This window comes from Pseudoalteromonas sp. CST2 (assembly GCF_028599385.1).
In the GTDB taxonomy this organism is placed as follows: domain Bacteria; phylum Pseudomonadota; class Gammaproteobacteria; order Enterobacterales; family Alteromonadaceae; genus Pseudoalteromonas; species Pseudoalteromonas atlantica.
The window spans coordinates 361,987-377,615 of record NZ_JAQREO010000002.1 but is presented as its reverse complement, the minus strand read 5'-3'; the positions used below and the strand labels follow the sequence as shown (position 1 = coordinate 377,615).

The 15,629-nt window shown below is 40.3% G+C and carries 13 protein-coding genes; 4 read left to right on the top strand and 9 right to left on the bottom strand.

All coding sequences use genetic code 11. The features are described 5' to 3' along the window. Positions 1 to 130: 130 nt before the first annotated feature. Both egtB and egtD read left to right on the top strand, forming a co-directional pair. The gene (gene egtB / locus PSH41_RS04400; RefSeq protein ID WP_024034106.1) at positions 131 to 1,405 is read left to right on the top strand and encodes an ergothioneine biosynthesis protein EgtB; all 1,275 of its coding nucleotides are present in this window, start codon (positions 131 to 133) and stop codon (positions 1,403 to 1,405) included. Next, the gene (egtD, locus tag PSH41_RS04395) at positions 1,402 to 2,376 is read left to right on the top strand and encodes an L-histidine N(alpha)-methyltransferase (RefSeq protein ID WP_024034107.1); all 975 of its coding nucleotides are present in this window, start codon (positions 1,402 to 1,404) and stop codon (positions 2,374 to 2,376) included. Before egtB ends, egtD begins: the two co-directional genes overlap by 4 nt. Positions 2,377 to 2,380: 4 nt before the next feature. Here egtD and PSH41_RS04390 read toward each other — a convergent pair whose 3' ends face one another. The 4 genes from PSH41_RS04390 to pxpB all read right to left on the bottom strand — a co-directional run bounded on the left by PSH41_RS04390 (position 2,381) and on the right by pxpB (position 6,909). After that, positions 2,381 to 3,220 (bottom strand): PhzF family phenazine biosynthesis protein, encoded by an 840-nt coding sequence (locus tag PSH41_RS04390; protein WP_273588206.1) that lies wholly within the window; start codon positions 3,218 to 3,220, stop codon positions 2,381 to 2,383. Further along, positions 3,204 to 4,877, bottom strand: coding sequence for an asparagine synthase B (gene asnB, locus PSH41_RS04385; RefSeq protein ID WP_273588207.1), 1,674 nt, complete (start codon positions 4,875 to 4,877; stop codon positions 3,204 to 3,206). Before asnB ends, PSH41_RS04390 begins: the two co-directional genes overlap by 17 nt. A gap of 438 nt (positions 4,878 to 5,315) precedes the next feature. Next, entirely contained in the window at positions 5,316 to 6,248 is a 933-nt protein-coding gene (locus PSH41_RS04380) for a biotin-dependent carboxyltransferase family protein (protein WP_273588208.1), read from the bottom strand. Position 6,249: 1 nt separating this feature from the next. Beyond that, the gene (gene pxpB / locus PSH41_RS04375) at positions 6,250 to 6,909 is read right to left on the bottom strand and encodes a 5-oxoprolinase subunit PxpB (protein WP_273588209.1); all 660 of its coding nucleotides are present in this window, start codon (positions 6,907 to 6,909) and stop codon (positions 6,250 to 6,252) included. Positions 6,910 to 7,105: 196 nt separating this feature from the next. Between pxpB and msrA the strand changes: the two genes are divergently transcribed. Together msrA and PSH41_RS04365 are read left to right on the top strand one after the other, a co-directional pair. Next, entirely contained in the window at positions 7,106 to 8,395 is a 1,290-nt protein-coding gene (msrA, locus tag PSH41_RS04370) for a peptide-methionine (S)-S-oxide reductase MsrA (RefSeq protein ID WP_273588210.1), read from the top strand. Positions 8,396 to 8,510: 115 nt separating this feature from the next. After that, entirely contained in the window at positions 8,511 to 9,266 is a 756-nt protein-coding gene (locus PSH41_RS04365) for a substrate-binding periplasmic protein (RefSeq protein ID WP_273588211.1), read from the top strand. An 855-nt stretch (positions 9,267 to 10,121) separates the two neighbouring features. Here the strand turns inward: PSH41_RS04365 and PSH41_RS04360 are convergent. From PSH41_RS04360 to PSH41_RS04340, 5 genes are all read right to left on the bottom strand, one after another. Next, positions 10,122 to 11,003: a LysR family transcriptional regulator gene (locus PSH41_RS04360; protein WP_004587893.1), complete on the bottom strand. Its 882-nt coding sequence runs from the start codon at positions 11,001 to 11,003 to the stop codon at positions 10,122 to 10,124. Between the two features lie 315 nt (positions 11,004 to 11,318). After that, positions 11,319 to 11,975: a 3-oxoacid CoA-transferase subunit B gene (locus tag PSH41_RS04355; protein WP_004587894.1), complete on the bottom strand. Its 657-nt coding sequence runs from the start codon at positions 11,973 to 11,975 to the stop codon at positions 11,319 to 11,321. A 15-nt stretch (positions 11,976 to 11,990) separates the two neighbouring features. Then, positions 11,991 to 12,689 carry a CoA transferase subunit A gene (locus PSH41_RS04350; RefSeq protein ID WP_273588212.1) on the bottom strand — a complete coding sequence of 233 codons (699 nt, stop codon included), beginning with the start codon at positions 12,687 to 12,689 and terminating at the stop codon, positions 11,991 to 11,993. A 45-nt stretch (positions 12,690 to 12,734) separates the two neighbouring features. Next, on the bottom strand, positions 12,735 to 13,637 hold the full coding sequence (locus tag PSH41_RS04345; protein WP_248451408.1) for a hydroxymethylglutaryl-CoA lyase: 903 nt from the start codon (positions 13,635 to 13,637) through the stop codon (positions 12,735 to 12,737). After that, the gene (locus tag PSH41_RS04340) at positions 13,637 to 15,628 is read right to left on the bottom strand and encodes an acetyl-CoA carboxylase biotin carboxylase subunit (RefSeq protein WP_273588213.1); all 1,992 of its coding nucleotides are present in this window, start codon (positions 15,626 to 15,628) and stop codon (positions 13,637 to 13,639) included. Before PSH41_RS04340 ends, PSH41_RS04345 begins: the two co-directional genes overlap by 1 nt. Position 15,629: the final 1 nt, after the last annotated feature.

Below are 15,629 nucleotides of genomic sequence, written 5' to 3'. Positions count from 1 at the left end.
AGTCGTTAATACATTAGTCTACGTTTTAAATGGGTAGAGGGTTTGATTTAATCATTATGTAACATGCATAAAGGTAAAATCTGGGGTAGGCTTTATTTAATCGCAAAGAGTGAAAAGGACTAACTTTAATATGCTAAACACGAAAACGAATGAAGCGCACAGTACTGAAAAAATACACGCTCAATTTCAGTCAATTCGCCAACATAGTCTTACACTTATAAAAAACCTCAGCGCAGAAGATTGCCAACTACAAGCAATGGATGATGCAAGCCCAATGAAATGGCACTTAGCTCACACCACGTGGTTTTTTGAAACATTTTTACTTGCTAAGTATCTGCCTAACTACACGCTCTTTGATGAACAATTTAAGGTACTTTTTAACTCCTACTATAACGGCATAGGTGAGCAGTTTAAGCGTGCTAATAGAGGATGTTTATCTCGCCCCAGTTTAGAGGTGGTGTTGCGCTACAGAGCCTATGTTGATAATGCGCTAAACGAGCTGCTTCAATTAGGCACTAACCAAACACTGTGCAATATTATAGAACTTGGGCTGAATCATGAGCAGCAACATCAAGAGCTCATGCTAATGGATATTAAATATAATTTTTCGGTTAATCCAAGCTTTCCTGCCTACAGCCAAACCCCAAATAACTTAATAAAGGTGAGTGATTCGTTAGGCACTTTAAAATATACCGAATTTAGCCAAAGCATAACCAATATAGGGGCTGATGCTAAAAACGGCTTTTCGTACGATAACGAACAACCTAAACATCAGGCCCTTATCCATGCGTTTAGTTTTGCTAATCGATTAGTGACTAATAGAGAGTACTTACAATTTATAGAGGCGGGCGGGTATAAAAACCCTTCATTTTGGTTAAGTGATGGCTGGGCTAATATAAACACCGAGCAACTTAGTCACCCTTTATACTGGCAGTATATTGACGGGCAGTGGTTTGAATTTACCCTCTACGGACTGCAGCCTTTAAATTTAGATGCGCCAGTGAGCCATGTAAGTTATTTTGAAGCGGCAGCCTACGCTAATTTTGTAAATGCGCGCCTACCTACTGAGTTTGAATGGGAGTATGTAGCGCAGCAGCAAGCACTTAAGCAACAGCAAAACGATTTACTTACGCCAAGTGTATGTAAAAACCCAGATGATATCTCGCAGTTAAGCGATACATGTTGGCAGTGGACTAATAGCGCCTATTTACCTTACCCAGGCTTTAAACCCTTTAGCGGAGCCGCAGGGGAATACAATGGTAAATTTATGAATAACCAAATGGTTTTGCGTGGCGGATGCGTGTTTACCCCAAAAGATCATTTAAGACAGACCTACCGTAACTTTTTTTATCCGCACCAAGCGTGGATGTGCAGCGGCATTAGACTAGCAAAGGACATACTATGAGCCAAGTAACAGCAATTAATCAGCAATCAATAACCGATCTAGACTTTTTAAATGATGTATTACATGGACTTGCTCAACAGCAAAAGTCGCTGCCGTGTAAGTATTTTTACGATGATAAAGGGGCGGCTTTATTCGAGCAAATAACCTCATTGCAAGAGTACTATGTTACCCGCACTGAACTTGCCATATTAGAAGATTACTCAAAAGCTATCGCTAATAAACTGCCTGAGAACCTATCAATTATTGAGCCTGGCTGTGGCTCGGGTAAAAAGGTCGCGTATTTACTCGCCCATATGAGCAATGTAAAAACCTTTGTTCCTTTTGAAATATCATCAGAAATGCTTAATTACTCGTTAGCGCATTTATCACCGTTATTTCCGGAGCTGGCCATTACGCCATTGCTAGGTGATTTTACCCATAGCCAAATGGTTAAGCAGTTAACAAAAGACACCGCCTTAGACAGCCAAACAAATTTAGTTTATTTTCCAGGCTCTACACTGGGTAACTTTGCGCCAGTAAAAGCCATTGAAATAATGAATAATTTCCACCGTTTATGTGGTGTTGATGGCTATGTATTAATAGGTATTGATTTAGTAAAAGAGCGACAAGTGTTACTTGATGCTTACGATGACAAAGCCGGCATTACCGCCGCCTTTAATAAAAACTTGCTCCAGCGTATAAATAACGAATTAAATAGCACGTTTATTTTAGATAATTTTAAACACGAATCGCGATTTAACGAAGTGCACAGCCGCATTGAAATGCATTTAGTGAGCAAATGTAATCAAAGCGTGGTTATTAACGATAAGCAAATAGACTTTGTAGCGGGAGAGAGTATTCACACTGAAAACTCGCACAAATATACGCTTGAGTCGTTTAAAAATCTTGCTGCTCAGGCTAATTTATCGCTTGAACAAACATGGCAAGACGAGAAAAGCTACTTTGCACTTTGCCTACTAAGGCCAATGTAATAGCTTAACTTACAACTACCTGATTGCTGCTAAACGTATAGTTTAGCAGCGCGCCCTTTGGTGACTGCTGTAAAAGGGTTACTTTATTTAAACCATGCAGTCTAAAAATAAGTGGCGCAATAACCGACACGGCAGAGCCTGTAGCAGTATCTTCATTTACCCCAAATTGCGGCGCAAAATACCTAAAATACGCGCTTGCGCTGTTTTTATTAATACTATGTATTTGCAGTGCAATTACCGCATTGTTATGCACATTTACTAAATGTGTAAAATTAACCTCTAAATGCTTTAAATCAGCTATGTTTTTAAACAGTACAACGGTATAGCCATTTTTATAAGCTGTTGCGTAAGTAGCTTTTATAGAGTGCGAAAACACATCACTAAGGCTGTTAACCTCATCACTCTTTTTTAAATTAATAGCCGCTAGTTGAAGTTGTACCCGGCCTGTAGCTAGCTTGATTTTAAACCGTTCTTTATTGTTTGAAATAAAGTGTGAAGGGCAAAAACCAAAGTGTGCTAATAAACATTTTGCAGCAGCAAGGGTGCCATGGCCGCAGCGCTTAATTTCTGATGTTTGGTTAAACCAGCGAATGTTACATACACGGTGAGAAATTTCATTTTCATTTAAAAAAACGCTAGCAGGGTGCTGCGAGTTTGATGCAATTTTTTGCATTACACGGGTACTTAACCCTTGCGAATAAATAACAATTAACGCACTTGAACCGGCTAAGTTATGCTGTGAACTAGAAAATACAGGAACTGAATAAAGGTGCTTTATATATCGCAACCTAGGCTGTTGTAGCCTACGTTGCGATAAAAGGGCGCGTTTAGCCTTTGCTTGCATACGCGTCGTTGTGAACGCCAGCAGCACGGCCTGAAGGATCAGCATTATTTTGAAATGATGCATCCCATGCAAGTGCTTCAGGGGTTGAACACGCAACCGACTTACCATGCGGTACACATTTAGCTGATGCATCACCCGGGAAGTGTGATTCAAAAATAGAGCGATAGTAATACGCTTCTTTAGAATCTGGCGTGTTAATAGGGTATTTAAACTTAGCGTTAGCAAGCTCTTGGTCGCTTACTTGCTCGTTTACAAACTCTTTTAACGTGTCTATCCAGCTGTAGCCAACACCGTCTGAGAATTGCTCTTTTTGACGCCACAGTACTTCTTCAGGCAGGTAGCCATCGAAGCCTTCGCGTAAAATGTGCTTTTCAATTTTGCCATCTTTACACATTTTTGCTTCAGGGTTGATACGCATAGCCACATCAACAAACTCTTTATCAAGAAACGGTACGCGTGCTTCTACGCCCCATGCAGCCATTGACTTATTGGCACGTAAACAGTCAAACATATGCAGCTTTGACACTTTACGGTTTAGCTCTTCATGAAATTCTTGTGCGTTTGGCGCTTTATGGAAGTATAAATAGCCACCAAATAGTTCATCAGCGCCTTCGCCCGATAATACCATTTTAATACCCATAGCTTTAATTTGGCGCGCCATTAAATACATTGGCGTTGAAGCACGGATGGTGGTTACATCGTACGTTTCAATGTGGTAAATAACCTCACGAAGCGCATCAATACCTTCTTGAATGGTAAAGTGAATAGGGTGATGTACTGTGCCAATCATATCCGCTACTTTTTGCGCAGCGGCTAAATCAGGTGAACCCTCAAGCCCAACAGAAAAAGAATGTAGCTTAGGCCACCATGCATCACTTTCATCGTTATCTTCAATACGTTTAGCGGCAAAACGTTGCGTAATAGCCGAAATAACCGACGAGTCTAAACCGCCCGATAGCAATACCCCATACGGTACATCACACATTAGCTGGCGTTTTACAGCGCTTTCTAGCGCTTCTTTTACGTCTTGCGCTTGTGCACTGTTATCTTTAACTGCATCAAAGGTTTCCCAATCGCGCTTATAATAAGGCGTTAGTTCACCATTTTTGCTGTATAGGTAGTGCCCTGGTGGAAACTCTTCAATGTGCTTACAAATTGGTGAAAGCGCTTTAAGCTCTGAGGCAACATAAAAATTACCATGCTCATCGTGACCAGTATAAAGCGGAATAATACCGATGTGATCGCGGCCAATTAAGTACGCATCGTTTTCTTCATCGTATAAACAAAATGCAAAAATACCATTTAAGTCATCTAAAAACTCAGGCCCTTTTTGTTTGTATAACGCTAAAATAACTTCACAGTCTGATTGAGTCTGAAATTCAAAATCAACCTCTAGCTCTGCTGCCAGTTCTTTGTGGTTATAAATTTCACCGTTAACCGCTAAAATATTTGTCTTTCCAGGGTTATATAATGGTTGTGCGCCGCTTGATACACCAACAATGGCTAAGCGTTCATGCACTAAAATCGCTTTTTCAGATGAATACACACCAGACCAATCTGGGCCACGGTGCCTTAGTAGTTTTGACATTTCAATTGCTTGGGTACGCAACTGAGTGGCGTTAGATTTAATATCTAATACACCAAAAATTGAACACATAGTAACTCCTCATTCCTATTATGTGTGCAGCAGGGCAACTTTGCTGTGCTGCGAAACCTTGTTTTATCAGAAATAATTACTCAAGTCACACTGCTTTTACAATTAATTAAGAGTAATTTATGCACCAACTGAAAAGTGCTCGCACCAAATTAGTGCACCGCGCACAAGTGCGGCTATATTTACAACACCTTTGGTGTTTAAAGTGGCGTTAATAAAGCATTTAGTGCAGTGTTTGCAAAAAAGCACACGACACAAATGCACCAAGTGTGTGCGTAAATTAAAGCAGACCTTAAATTGCCTTATTATAATTTTTTGCATTAGCGTATTTTTATTTTATGTGCTTAATTAACCAATCCACGCATACTTATTGCAAGTTAAATAGAGCGCCGCTTGTACTTTTATTAGCTCCTTGCAATAGCTTTATATCTCACCTTAGAGTTAACTATATTTAAGCGCTAAGCTTAGCTGATGTAAGTGACCTTTAAGCTTTTGTTTTGCTAACCTAGCTTGCTCATGGGTTACTTGCTTAAATTCAATTGAGTCACCGGGTCTAAATTGCGCAAACTGATGTAAATCAGCCTCTATTACCGTGCCAAGTAATGGGTAGCCACCGGTTGTTTGTGCGTCGTTAAGTAATACAATAGGCTCACCACTGGGCGGTAATTGAATAGAGCCCGGGCCTGTACCAAGAGAGGCAAGTGAGTGACTATGAGTTAGGGGACTTTCGTTTGTTAGCCTAAGGCCCATTCTGTTGCTGTTATGGCTTACTTTAAACGCCGTTGAAAAAAACTGTTTAAGTAGCGTATCACCTAATAGATGCGCATGTGGGCTTGCATATACCCTAATCACCTTTAGTTTAGGCGGAGTAATAGCGCCGCGCTGTATAAAACGCGTTATTGGCACGGGCGATGTTTTAATAGGAATAATGTCGCCCTCGCTAAGTGCTTTACCTGCTAAACCACCAAAGAGCGCGTTTAAATCGGTTGATTTTGAGCCCATGATATCTTTAACATCAATACCACCCTGTACGGCTACATAGGCACGCAAACCAGCGCGGCCTGTATCAAAGCTTAAAGTTTGTTTGGCTCTTACTTGGTAACTCCAGCCAGGATACAAGGGCGTTTCATCAAGCGCAGCGTTTAAATCAGCACCTTGTAGGGCAATAATAGTATCGGTTTCAAACTGTAACTCGCACAGGCCTAACGTAACTTCAAGCACAGCTTCATTATCTTTGTTACCCACTAATTTATTAGCAATTATTTGTGCGTAAGGGTCTAAACAACCCGCTTGGCTTACACCTAAATGACGATAACCGCAGCGCCCGCCATCTTGAATTGTAAGTTGTACGCCGGGTTTAAGAACTTTTATCACTTTATGCTCCTTGCACTGTGTTTATTGAAACGAACGATAGCGTGTCGCCGGGTTTAAATAAGCAAGGATCTGAGTGTGTGCTATCAAAAAGGGGCGTGTTTGTGTGGCCAATGATATGCCAACCGCCAGGTGTTTCTGCTGGGTAAATGGCAGTTTGCTCTGCGCCTAAAGCAATGGCACCTTTAGGTACTTTAGTACGCGGCGTGTCTCTGCGTGGGATATGCAAGCGTGAATCTAATCCATGCAGGTAGGCAAACCCGGGCTGAAATCCTAAAAATAAAACGTGGTAAGTGGCTTGGCTATGTATTTGAATAATTTGCTGGGGTGTTAAATTAGTTTGTTTGGCAACAAAATCTAAATCTTCTCCTTCATAAGTAGTGTGTATTTTATGGTGAGTGCCTTTAAATGTTGTTGCTTGTACTTTGTCCCATAAATCAGGCAAGGCGTTTTGCCATTTTTCTAAATTACTTGCCGATTTTAAATAAAGCGTTAAAGAGTTCATGCCTGGGACTAAATCAATAAATTCGTTACTTTGCTTTAGCTGCTTAGTGAGTGCCCAAATTTTTTTTTGAGTGTCTAACACATTGTTTTGTTTATGCTGTGTGGCATCTAATAGCAAACTGTTATTTGTTATAGTAAATACCTGTAAAAATGCAGTCATAATTTAATCTTTTTATACAACGTGCAGCAAAGCTAACATAGTTTTGTCAATTTATTCAGTACCTAGCCATAAGAAAAATAAACGAAAAAGAAATGCAGACTCAAACTGTATTCAAATTTAGCACGTATTTATTTACTGAAATTAAAACAAGGGATGTTGGGTCTTAATTAAAACACGTAGGTATTAAGAGGTATTTATGACATTTTCTCGCTCAGTTTATTTATTAGGCGCCGCTATTACATTTAGCGCCGGCTGTTTTGCTTTATCAACCGAAAAAATAGAGCACAGCAACGTAGAGGCCACAATGCATATAAAAACCATTGTGTTAGGCTCTGGCTGTTTTTGGGGAGCAGAAAAGCGCTACGAAGCACTAGAAGGGGTTATTGATGCAGAGTCAGGCTATGCAGACGGGCACGGCTTTAAAGCAACCTATAAAAATATCACCGACCAATCTCGCCGCTTTGACGAAAACAACTATGCTGAAGTAGTGCAAGTGATGTACAACAGCAATATCATTTCTTCTAAAGCGCTATTACAAAATTACTTTGAAAGCCACGATCCTACACAATTGAATCGCCAAGGGAATGATATTGGCACGCAGTATCGATCAATTATTCTTACTACCACTAAAGAGCAAGCGCAGCTTGCAGAGCAAGTTAAAGCCGAGTATCAGCCGTTATTAAGTGAAGCCGGTTATGGGGCAATTAAAACAGTAATAAAACCGCTTGAGGGGTTTGTATCTGCTGAGGAGTACCATCAAAATTATTTACAAAAGAATCCAAATGGCTATTGCCCAGATCACGCCACGGGTGTGGTATTTAATAAAACTAAAAAAGCAGATGTAGACAATAGTGTTTTACTCACGGGCAAGCAGATTGTGGTACTTGATTCGCGCGAATACTGCCCTTACTGTGAAAAATTTAAAAAAACAGTCGCTAACAATTACAAAGGTTCAATCCCACTGACATTTCGCCATGCAGATGAACTTAATGGCCTAACTATAAAATCGGCAACTTGGGCAACCCCCACCATTTTGTTTTTAGAAAATGGAAAAGAGGTGTACGCGCGTCAAGGCTATGCAAGCCCCGCCGAATTTTACAAAGCGCTTGGCGCCTTTAAGCTAGGTGATAGTGATGCTTACGAAGTTGCATTTAATGAGCGCACCGACAGACCTTACTGTAAAGAGTATAAAGAATTTAAAAACACTCCCGATGGCGTATTTGTTGATAAATTAAGTGGTGAGCCATTATTTGATACCCGCGATAGATTTAATTCGGGCACGGGGTGGCTATCGTTTAAACATCCGGTTAAAAATAGTGTTACTAAGCATAAAGATACCAGCTGGGGGATGACTCGAATTGAGCTTAAATCAAAAAGCACCGGTATACATTTAGGGCATTTATTTAAAGGTGAGGGGCCAAGAGGCACAGATAGATACTGTATTAATGCTACTGTGTTAGAGTTTATACCTCGTGAGAAAAGCTAATTTATAAGAGCGATTAATTCGCTCTTTTATTTTAATAAATCTAAACTTTAATTAACTGTGATTATGATATATAAATTAATAATCCAAACGATATAAACGGCATTTTACTATCAAATTGATTAACACGTTAGCACTTGTATCAGGGCTTATAACTATAAGCCCTGTATTAGCACAGCCAACCGAAAAATATGTAATAGGGGTAGAGAATATAGAATACCTGCCTTATTACGATGGCAGTGGCACTAATAAGCGTGATTATTTTGGTTTTAGTAAAGAGTTACTGGAACTATTTGCAAAACAACAAAATATTAAATTTGAATTTTACACTTTGCCTATTCCGCGCCTTTATAAAGAATTTATAGAGCATCACCATGTTGACTTTAAATACCCCGACAACCCTAATTGGCAAGTAAGTTATAAAAATCAGCATCAACAAGATATTAATTATTCTGTGCCTTCATTAGTTACACATACAGGGATAGCGAGCTTAAAGGACAATATTAAACTTGAAGATTGCAAATCACTTGCAAAAGTGCGTGGTTTTACATTGCAAGGGCTTGATAAGTTAACCTCAATGCCAGGCTTGCAAGTACTCGAAAATGATAACGTTATTGAGATGATTTATTTGCTGCATAAAGAGCGAATTGATTGTATATATATTTCACACGATGTACTTAAATACAATATAGAAGAGTTTTTTGATACTCCCGTCCCTGTGTTTTTTCAGCATCAGTTGCCTGTTGATCACCAAGCATTTATGTTATCGAGCATTAAACACCCACAGCTCGTTAAAAAGTTTAATGTATTTTTAAAAGTCAATGAAAATGCCATTGAAGAGCTTAAAAAAAAACATAACTTTATAGTTGAATAATACTAAATTTAAGCGAATTGGTATAAAACGGTGGGGCAGGTAATTGTGTTTATAAAACAAAAACGGCCCATATAAGGTCACCACCTCACATGAACCGCTTTTCACACTGACAACATCTTACACACACAATATAAGATTTGGTTTGCTATATAGTAGCTAATTACGTTATTGCTGCGTGTTGCTGGTGGAATAAAAAACAGTCCAAACCAAGTCACCACCTAACTTGAACTGCTTTTTCACACTGACAACATCTTACACACACAATATAAGATTTGGTTTGCTACACAGTAGCTAATTTAGTTATTGCTGCGTGCTGCTGGTGGAATAAAAAACAGTCCAAACCAAGTCACCACCTGACTTGAACTGCCTTTTCACACTGACAACATCTTACACACACAATATAAGATTCTTTTCTTACCTTGTTAGAGCTATCACATCTAAAAAGGTTGCATTTATTTGGTGCAAAACAGTAAATAATGTCTAATAAGTAAAAACGTTTAACTGTTTGCTTGCGATGGGTTAACTTTAAAATAATCGTAAGAGTCAGACAAACGATAAAAATAAAACCAATAAGTGAAAAAAATTAAGCTATAGACTTTAGTCTAACGCGTTGTGTTATTTTATTGATTTAAAGAGATAAATTTTTATAGGTTAGCTTGTAGGGAAAAAACGAGTGATTAAATAAAAATATTTAATTAATAATAAATCACTAAACGGTATTGTTAGGCTGCAAGAAAGTAAAAAAGAAGGAGCTTTACAGTTTACTGTGTGCAGCTTTAGCACTTGCTACGTGCTGCACACATTAAAATTTGCGTAATCAAACCAAAAATGTAAATTGCATTTACTAAGGTAACACTAACCTTGAATGTTGCTAAATGTAGATACAACCCATTTAGCAAATAAATCTAGCGCGGGATTTGGCGAATTAGCTTCATGCTGTACTAAATAGTATTTATCTTTGGTGGTAAGGGGCTGTTGAAATAATTTATAAAGCCATTTTTCATCAAACCAGCTTTGGCTAATAGGCAGCGGTATAAGTGAAATGCCAATGCCCTGTTGCGCTGCACGAGCGACCCCAAACATACTATCAATTTGTATAATTTGCGTAGGCGAAAAGTCATCTATACCTGCTTTTTCAGCCCATTGGTGCCATGCCCACGGCCTTGCTTTGTGAAGGATTAATGGTACTTGGTTTAGTGCTTGGCAGTGATCGTCTTTCCACTGTTTTAACAGTTTTTCGTTACACGCCGGTATATATTCAAGATTAAATAGCTCTGTAGTAAGGCCCTCAGTGGGTTTACTTGAGGATAAAACAATCGATAAATCACTGTGACGGGTTAGCTCTTTACGGGTTTTGAGCGTATCCATTTGTAAATTTATATTAGGGTGCTCAGATGTCCACTCACTTAATTTAGGCATAAGTAGTTCACTGGCAAAAAATTCAGGCAGCGTAATGGTTATATTAGTGTTTTGCTGCAATTGACTGAATTCGTTGATGGTGTTTTCAAGCGTATAGATAATAGGCGAAATGGCATCAAAAAAGTTTTTACCCGCAGCCGTTAAACTAATGGATCGGGTTTGGCGTTGAAAGAGTTCAATGCCCAGTTGTTCTTCAAGTTGTTTTATCTGATGGCTTACCGCAGAGGGCGTTAAGTACAGCTCTTTAGCTGCATGTTTAAAACTTAGGCTTTTTGCTGCAAAGCAAAAAGAGCGGAGGCCTCGAATAGGAGTTTGCATGTTTTCCAGAATTGTTTAATTAATTTAAGACGCCTTTAATAGGCAATAATCGAACCAATAATTTAATATAATAATATCAATAGTTTAATTTTAAATATAGCACTAGTTCACAAAAAAGGTGCAGACAATCCACAAATTAGTGCAAATAATCTAAGCGCTTACATTAAAAGCTATTTGTATTATAGATAATATTTACTACAACTGTATTAAAACTGAAAAAAAGTTTATGGCAGGCAAAAAAAATCCCTCTTGCGAGGGATTTTGGGTAACTCAGCGCCATTGGCACTGGGAATGAGGTCGGTACATGGTAAAGCGTTAAAAAACCATTTCTGGTACTTCACCGTCAACAAGTAATTTACCTGCTGTTTTACTAATGATTTCATCAACCGATACGCCCGGAGCGCGCTCGAGTAAATGAAATGCGCCGTCTTTAACTTCAAGTACGGCCAAATCTGTTACTATTTTTTTAACGCAATTAACGCCCGTTAGCGGTAATGTGCAAGACTCTAATAATTTAGAATCACCATGCTTACTGGCATGGGTCATAGTAACAATAATATTCTTTGCCCCAGCGACTAAATCCATTGCGCCCCCCATGCCTTTTATCAGCTTTTTAGGGATCATCCACGAGGCAATGTTGCCGCTTTGGTCTACTTCAAATGCACCCAGAACGGTTAAGTCTACATGACCACCCCGTATCATGGCAAAACTATCTGCACTATTAAATATGGCTGCACCTGTGGCAGCTGTCACGGTTTCTTTACCCGCGTTTATCATATCTGCGTCTAGCTCGGCTTTTGTTGGGTAGGGACCCATACCTAAAAGCCCATTTTCTGACTGTAACATAACTTCAATACCATCAGGTACATAGTTTGCGACGAGTGTCGGAATTCCTATGCCCAAATTAACGTAAAAGCCGTCTTGTAGTTCCTGTGCAACGCGCATTGCAACTTGTTCACGTGATAATGCCATAACCTATGCTCCTGCTTAATCTCGTGTTGTTACACGTTCAATGCGTTTTTCAAAGTCGCCTTTAATAACGCGATTTACAAAAATGCCTGGGGTATGAATTTGGCTTGGCTCAAGTTGACCGGGCTCTACTATTTCTTCTACTTCGGCAACGGTAATCTTACCTGCTGTTGCGGCCATTGGGTTAAAGTTCATGGCAGTGTGCCTAAATACTAAATTACCGTATCGGTCGGCTTTCCACGCTTTTACAATGGCAAACTCACCGGTGATCGACTCTTCTAAAATATAAGGGCGACCGTCAAACTCTTTTACATCTTTACCCTCTGCAACGGGCGTACCGTAACCTGTAGCGGTATAAAATGCAGGAATACCTGCACCACCAGCACGCATTTTTTCAGCCAAGGTGCCTTGCGGGGTAAGCTCTACATCTATTTCACCGCTTAGTAATTGCTGCTCAAATAGGGCGTTTTCGCCCACATAGGAGGCAATTACTTTTTTAATTTGTTTATCTTTAAGTAAAATTCCTAATCCAAAATCATCTACACCACAGTTGTTAGAAACCACGGTTAGCTCTTTGGTGTTCATTGCCTTAATTTGTTTAATTAAGCCCTCAGGAATACCGCATAAGCCAAAGCCGCCAGCAATAACGGTATCGCCGTCTTTTAACCCTGCCATTGCAGCTTCGTAACTAGAAACCACTTTATCAAAACCGGCCATGAGACTCTCCTCATTGTGTTAACTGCCATTTGGCAAGTTAAGCTATTATTTTTGTGTGTTGCCTAATGCAATTGAAACTTTGCTTACAGGCGTTTTGCCAAGTGCTTGTGTAATTTTCCAACCAGCGCTACTTAACCTTTGTAAATCAATTCCATGCTCTATGCCAAGCCCATTGAGTAAGTAAACCACATCTTCGGTGGCAACATTTCCTGACGCGCCTTTGGCATAAGGGCAGCCGCCAAGGCCTGCAACAGCGGCATCAACCGTTGCTATACCTAAGCTTAACGCTGCGTAAATATTTGTGAGCGCTTGCCCGTAGGTATCATGAAAATGCACTGCCAGTTTTGATTTATCAATATGTTCAAGCAAAAGTGTTAAAAGCTGGGTAACTTTATTTGCAGTGCCAACACCTATGGTATCGCCAAGGCTTATTTCGTAGCAGCCTAAATCTAAAAGCTTTTGCGAAACGCTAAGTACTTTATGGGGGTCTATTTCTCCCTCATAAGGACAACCGAGTACACAACTTACATAACCGCGTACACGTATGTTATTGGCTTTTGCAAATGCCATAACGTCGCTAAAACGCTCAATACTCTCATCAATACTGCAATTTATATTTTTTTGACAGAACGATTCGCTTGCCGCGGTAAATATGGCAAATTCTTTTATGCCAACGGCATGGGCTGCTTGGGCGCCTTTTAAATTGGGTGTAAGCGCACTTAAATTTACATGGAGTAAATTAAGCGCTGTTATCACCTCGGCTGAATCGGCCATTTGTGGCACCCATTTAGGCGATACAAAAGCACCGGCTTCAATATTTTTTAAACCCGCGTCACTAAGTGCATTTATTAATGAAATTTTATCAGCTGCAGTGACTGATTTTTCGTTTTGTAGGCCATCACGCGCGCCTACTTCAACAATTTTAACTTCAGTTGGAAAAGCAGCCATCACGATGCCTCCTGCGCCGTGGTGTCTTCTACAATTGCTAATAAAGCGCCGTGCGAAACTAATTCGCCTTCATCAAAGCAGTAGCTTTGTAAAATACCATCGTGCGGGGCGTTGAGCGTGTATTCCATTTTCATGGCTTCAATAATCACTACGGCATCGCCTTTGGTAATGGTGCTGCCTACATCAACTAAATGCTTAACCACAGTGCCATTAAGTGGCGCCGCAAGGGGCAGGGCGTCACTTTCATGGCTGCTAATGTAATGTTTAGTGTTTAAAGCAAGCTTAATTTGCAGCGCAGCAAACATCACGCTAATACTGTTATCAACATGGCAAACATGGGCGGTAAATTTTTCCCCATTAATAAACACATTACATACGTTTTGGTTTACAAAGCCCGCTATATCGAACGACTTATCATTATGCGTTACAACATAACCCGTTTTAGTTTTAACCGCACTAATAGCTAAGTCTGTAAATGGTACATCCAATTTTTGTGGTGCGTTAAGTGTAAAACCACTGAGTTGTTGCCACGGGCTTGCGCTTTGCTGAGTTGTCTTTTTAGCACCAAGCGATTCAAGGTAGGCAAAGGCTGCAATTAGTTGTGCTTTTTCAAGCGCGGCGCTATCAATACTTACCAATGCATCGCCTTGCTCGGCAATAAAGTGGGTGCTTGGCGCACCTTGAACAAATGTAGGGTGGCTTGCTAAGTTGTGTAAAAAGCCAATATTAGTGCTAAAACCCGCTAAGTGAAATTGCTCAAGAGCTTGGCGTAAACGCGATAATGCTTGCTCTCGGTTATCATCATGTACTATAAGCTTTGCAATCATAGGGTCGTAATACGGGCTTATTTCATCGCCTTGTGCAATACCTGTATCTATTCTTACAAACTCACTGTTAAGCGGAGTATTTAACGATTCAATAGTGCCCGAGCAGGGAATGAAATCGTTACTTGGATCTTCCGCGTAAATACGCGCTTCAAAGCTGTGGCCTTGGAGTTGTATGTCTGATTGCGTTAGTGGCAGCGTTTGCCCAGCGGCAATATTAATTTGCCAATTAACTAAATCTACGCCGGTTACCATTTCGGTTACAGGGTGCTCTACTTGTAGGCGCGTGTTCATTTCCATGAAAAAGAACTCATCGCCACACAATAAAAACTCAACCGTACCTGCACCTCTGTAGTTTATTGCAAGGGCACAGCGTACTGCGGCTTCACCCATTTCTTTACGTAGTTCATCAGACAAACCAGGCGCTGGGGCTTCTTCAATGACTTTTTGATGACGACGCTGCAGGGAACAATCACGATCCCCTAAATAAACACAGTTACCGTGGTTATCAGCAAAAACTTGTACTTCAACATGGCGAGGCTGGTTAACATAGCGCTCAAGCAGCACTAAGTCGTTACCAAAGCCCGCAATTGCTTCACGCTGTGCGCCCTCAAGTGCACTTATAAAATCGTTGGCTTGCTCAACAATGCGCATGCCTTTACCGCCACCACCAAAGGCCGCTTTAATTAGCACGGGGTAGCCAATTTTTTCAGCCTCAGATTGTAAAAAAGCAGGGTCTTGATTATCACCGTAATAGCCTGGCACTAATGGTACATTTGCCGCGGCCATTATTTCTTTAGCGCGGGTTTTAGAGCCCATAGCCTCTATGCTACTTGCAAGTGGGCCAATAAACGCAATATTGTTAGCTTCACAGGCTTTAGCAAACTCGCTGTTTTCAGATAAAAATCCATAACCTGGGTGAATACAGTCAGCGCCTGCGTTTTTAGCGACTTGCAAAATTTTGTCGGCAACTAGGTATGAGTCTTTACTTGGTGCTGGGCCAATGTGGTAGGCCTCATCAGCCATTTTTACATGTTGTGCGTGTTTGTCGGCGTCAGAGTAAACAGCCACCGTTGTTAGGCCCATTTGCTTTGCACTTCGCATTATACGGCATGCAATTTCACCACGGTTGGCAATGAGTATCTTTTTTAATGTGTGTGTGTTCATA

Bases quoted from the DNA above. Each gene is read 5' to 3' on its own strand.
- egtB (WP_024034106.1), top strand. From the start codon at position 131: ATGCTAAACACGAAAACGAATGAAGCGCACAGTACTGAAAAAATACAC.
- egtD (WP_024034107.1), top strand. From the start codon at position 1,402: ATGAGCCAAGTAACAGCAATTAATCAGCAATCAATAACCGATCTAGAC.
- PSH41_RS04390 (WP_273588206.1), bottom strand. From the start codon at position 3,220: ATGCAAGCAAAGGCTAAACGCGCCCTTTTATCGCAACGTAGGCTACAA.
- asnB (WP_273588207.1), bottom strand. From the start codon at position 4,877: ATGTGTTCAATTTTTGGTGTATTAGATATTAAATCTAACGCCACTCAG.
- pxpB (WP_273588209.1), bottom strand. From the start codon at position 6,909: ATGACTGCATTTTTACAGGTATTTACTATAACAAATAACAGTTTGCTA.
- msrA (WP_273588210.1), top strand. From the start codon at position 7,106: ATGACATTTTCTCGCTCAGTTTATTTATTAGGCGCCGCTATTACATTT.
- PSH41_RS04360 (WP_004587893.1), bottom strand. From the start codon at position 11,003: ATGCAAACTCCTATTCGAGGCCTCCGCTCTTTTTGCTTTGCAGCAAAA.
- PSH41_RS04355 (WP_004587894.1), bottom strand. From the start codon at position 11,975: ATGGCATTATCACGTGAACAAGTTGCAATGCGCGTTGCACAGGAACTA.
- PSH41_RS04350 (WP_273588212.1), bottom strand. From the start codon at position 12,689: ATGGCCGGTTTTGATAAAGTGGTTTCTAGTTACGAAGCTGCAATGGCA.
- PSH41_RS04345 (WP_248451408.1), bottom strand. From the start codon at position 13,637: ATGGCTGCTTTTCCAACTGAAGTTAAAATTGTTGAAGTAGGCGCGCGT.
- PSH41_RS04340 (WP_273588213.1), bottom strand. From the start codon at position 15,628: ATGAACACACACACATTAAAAAAGATACTCATTGCCAACCGTGGTGAA.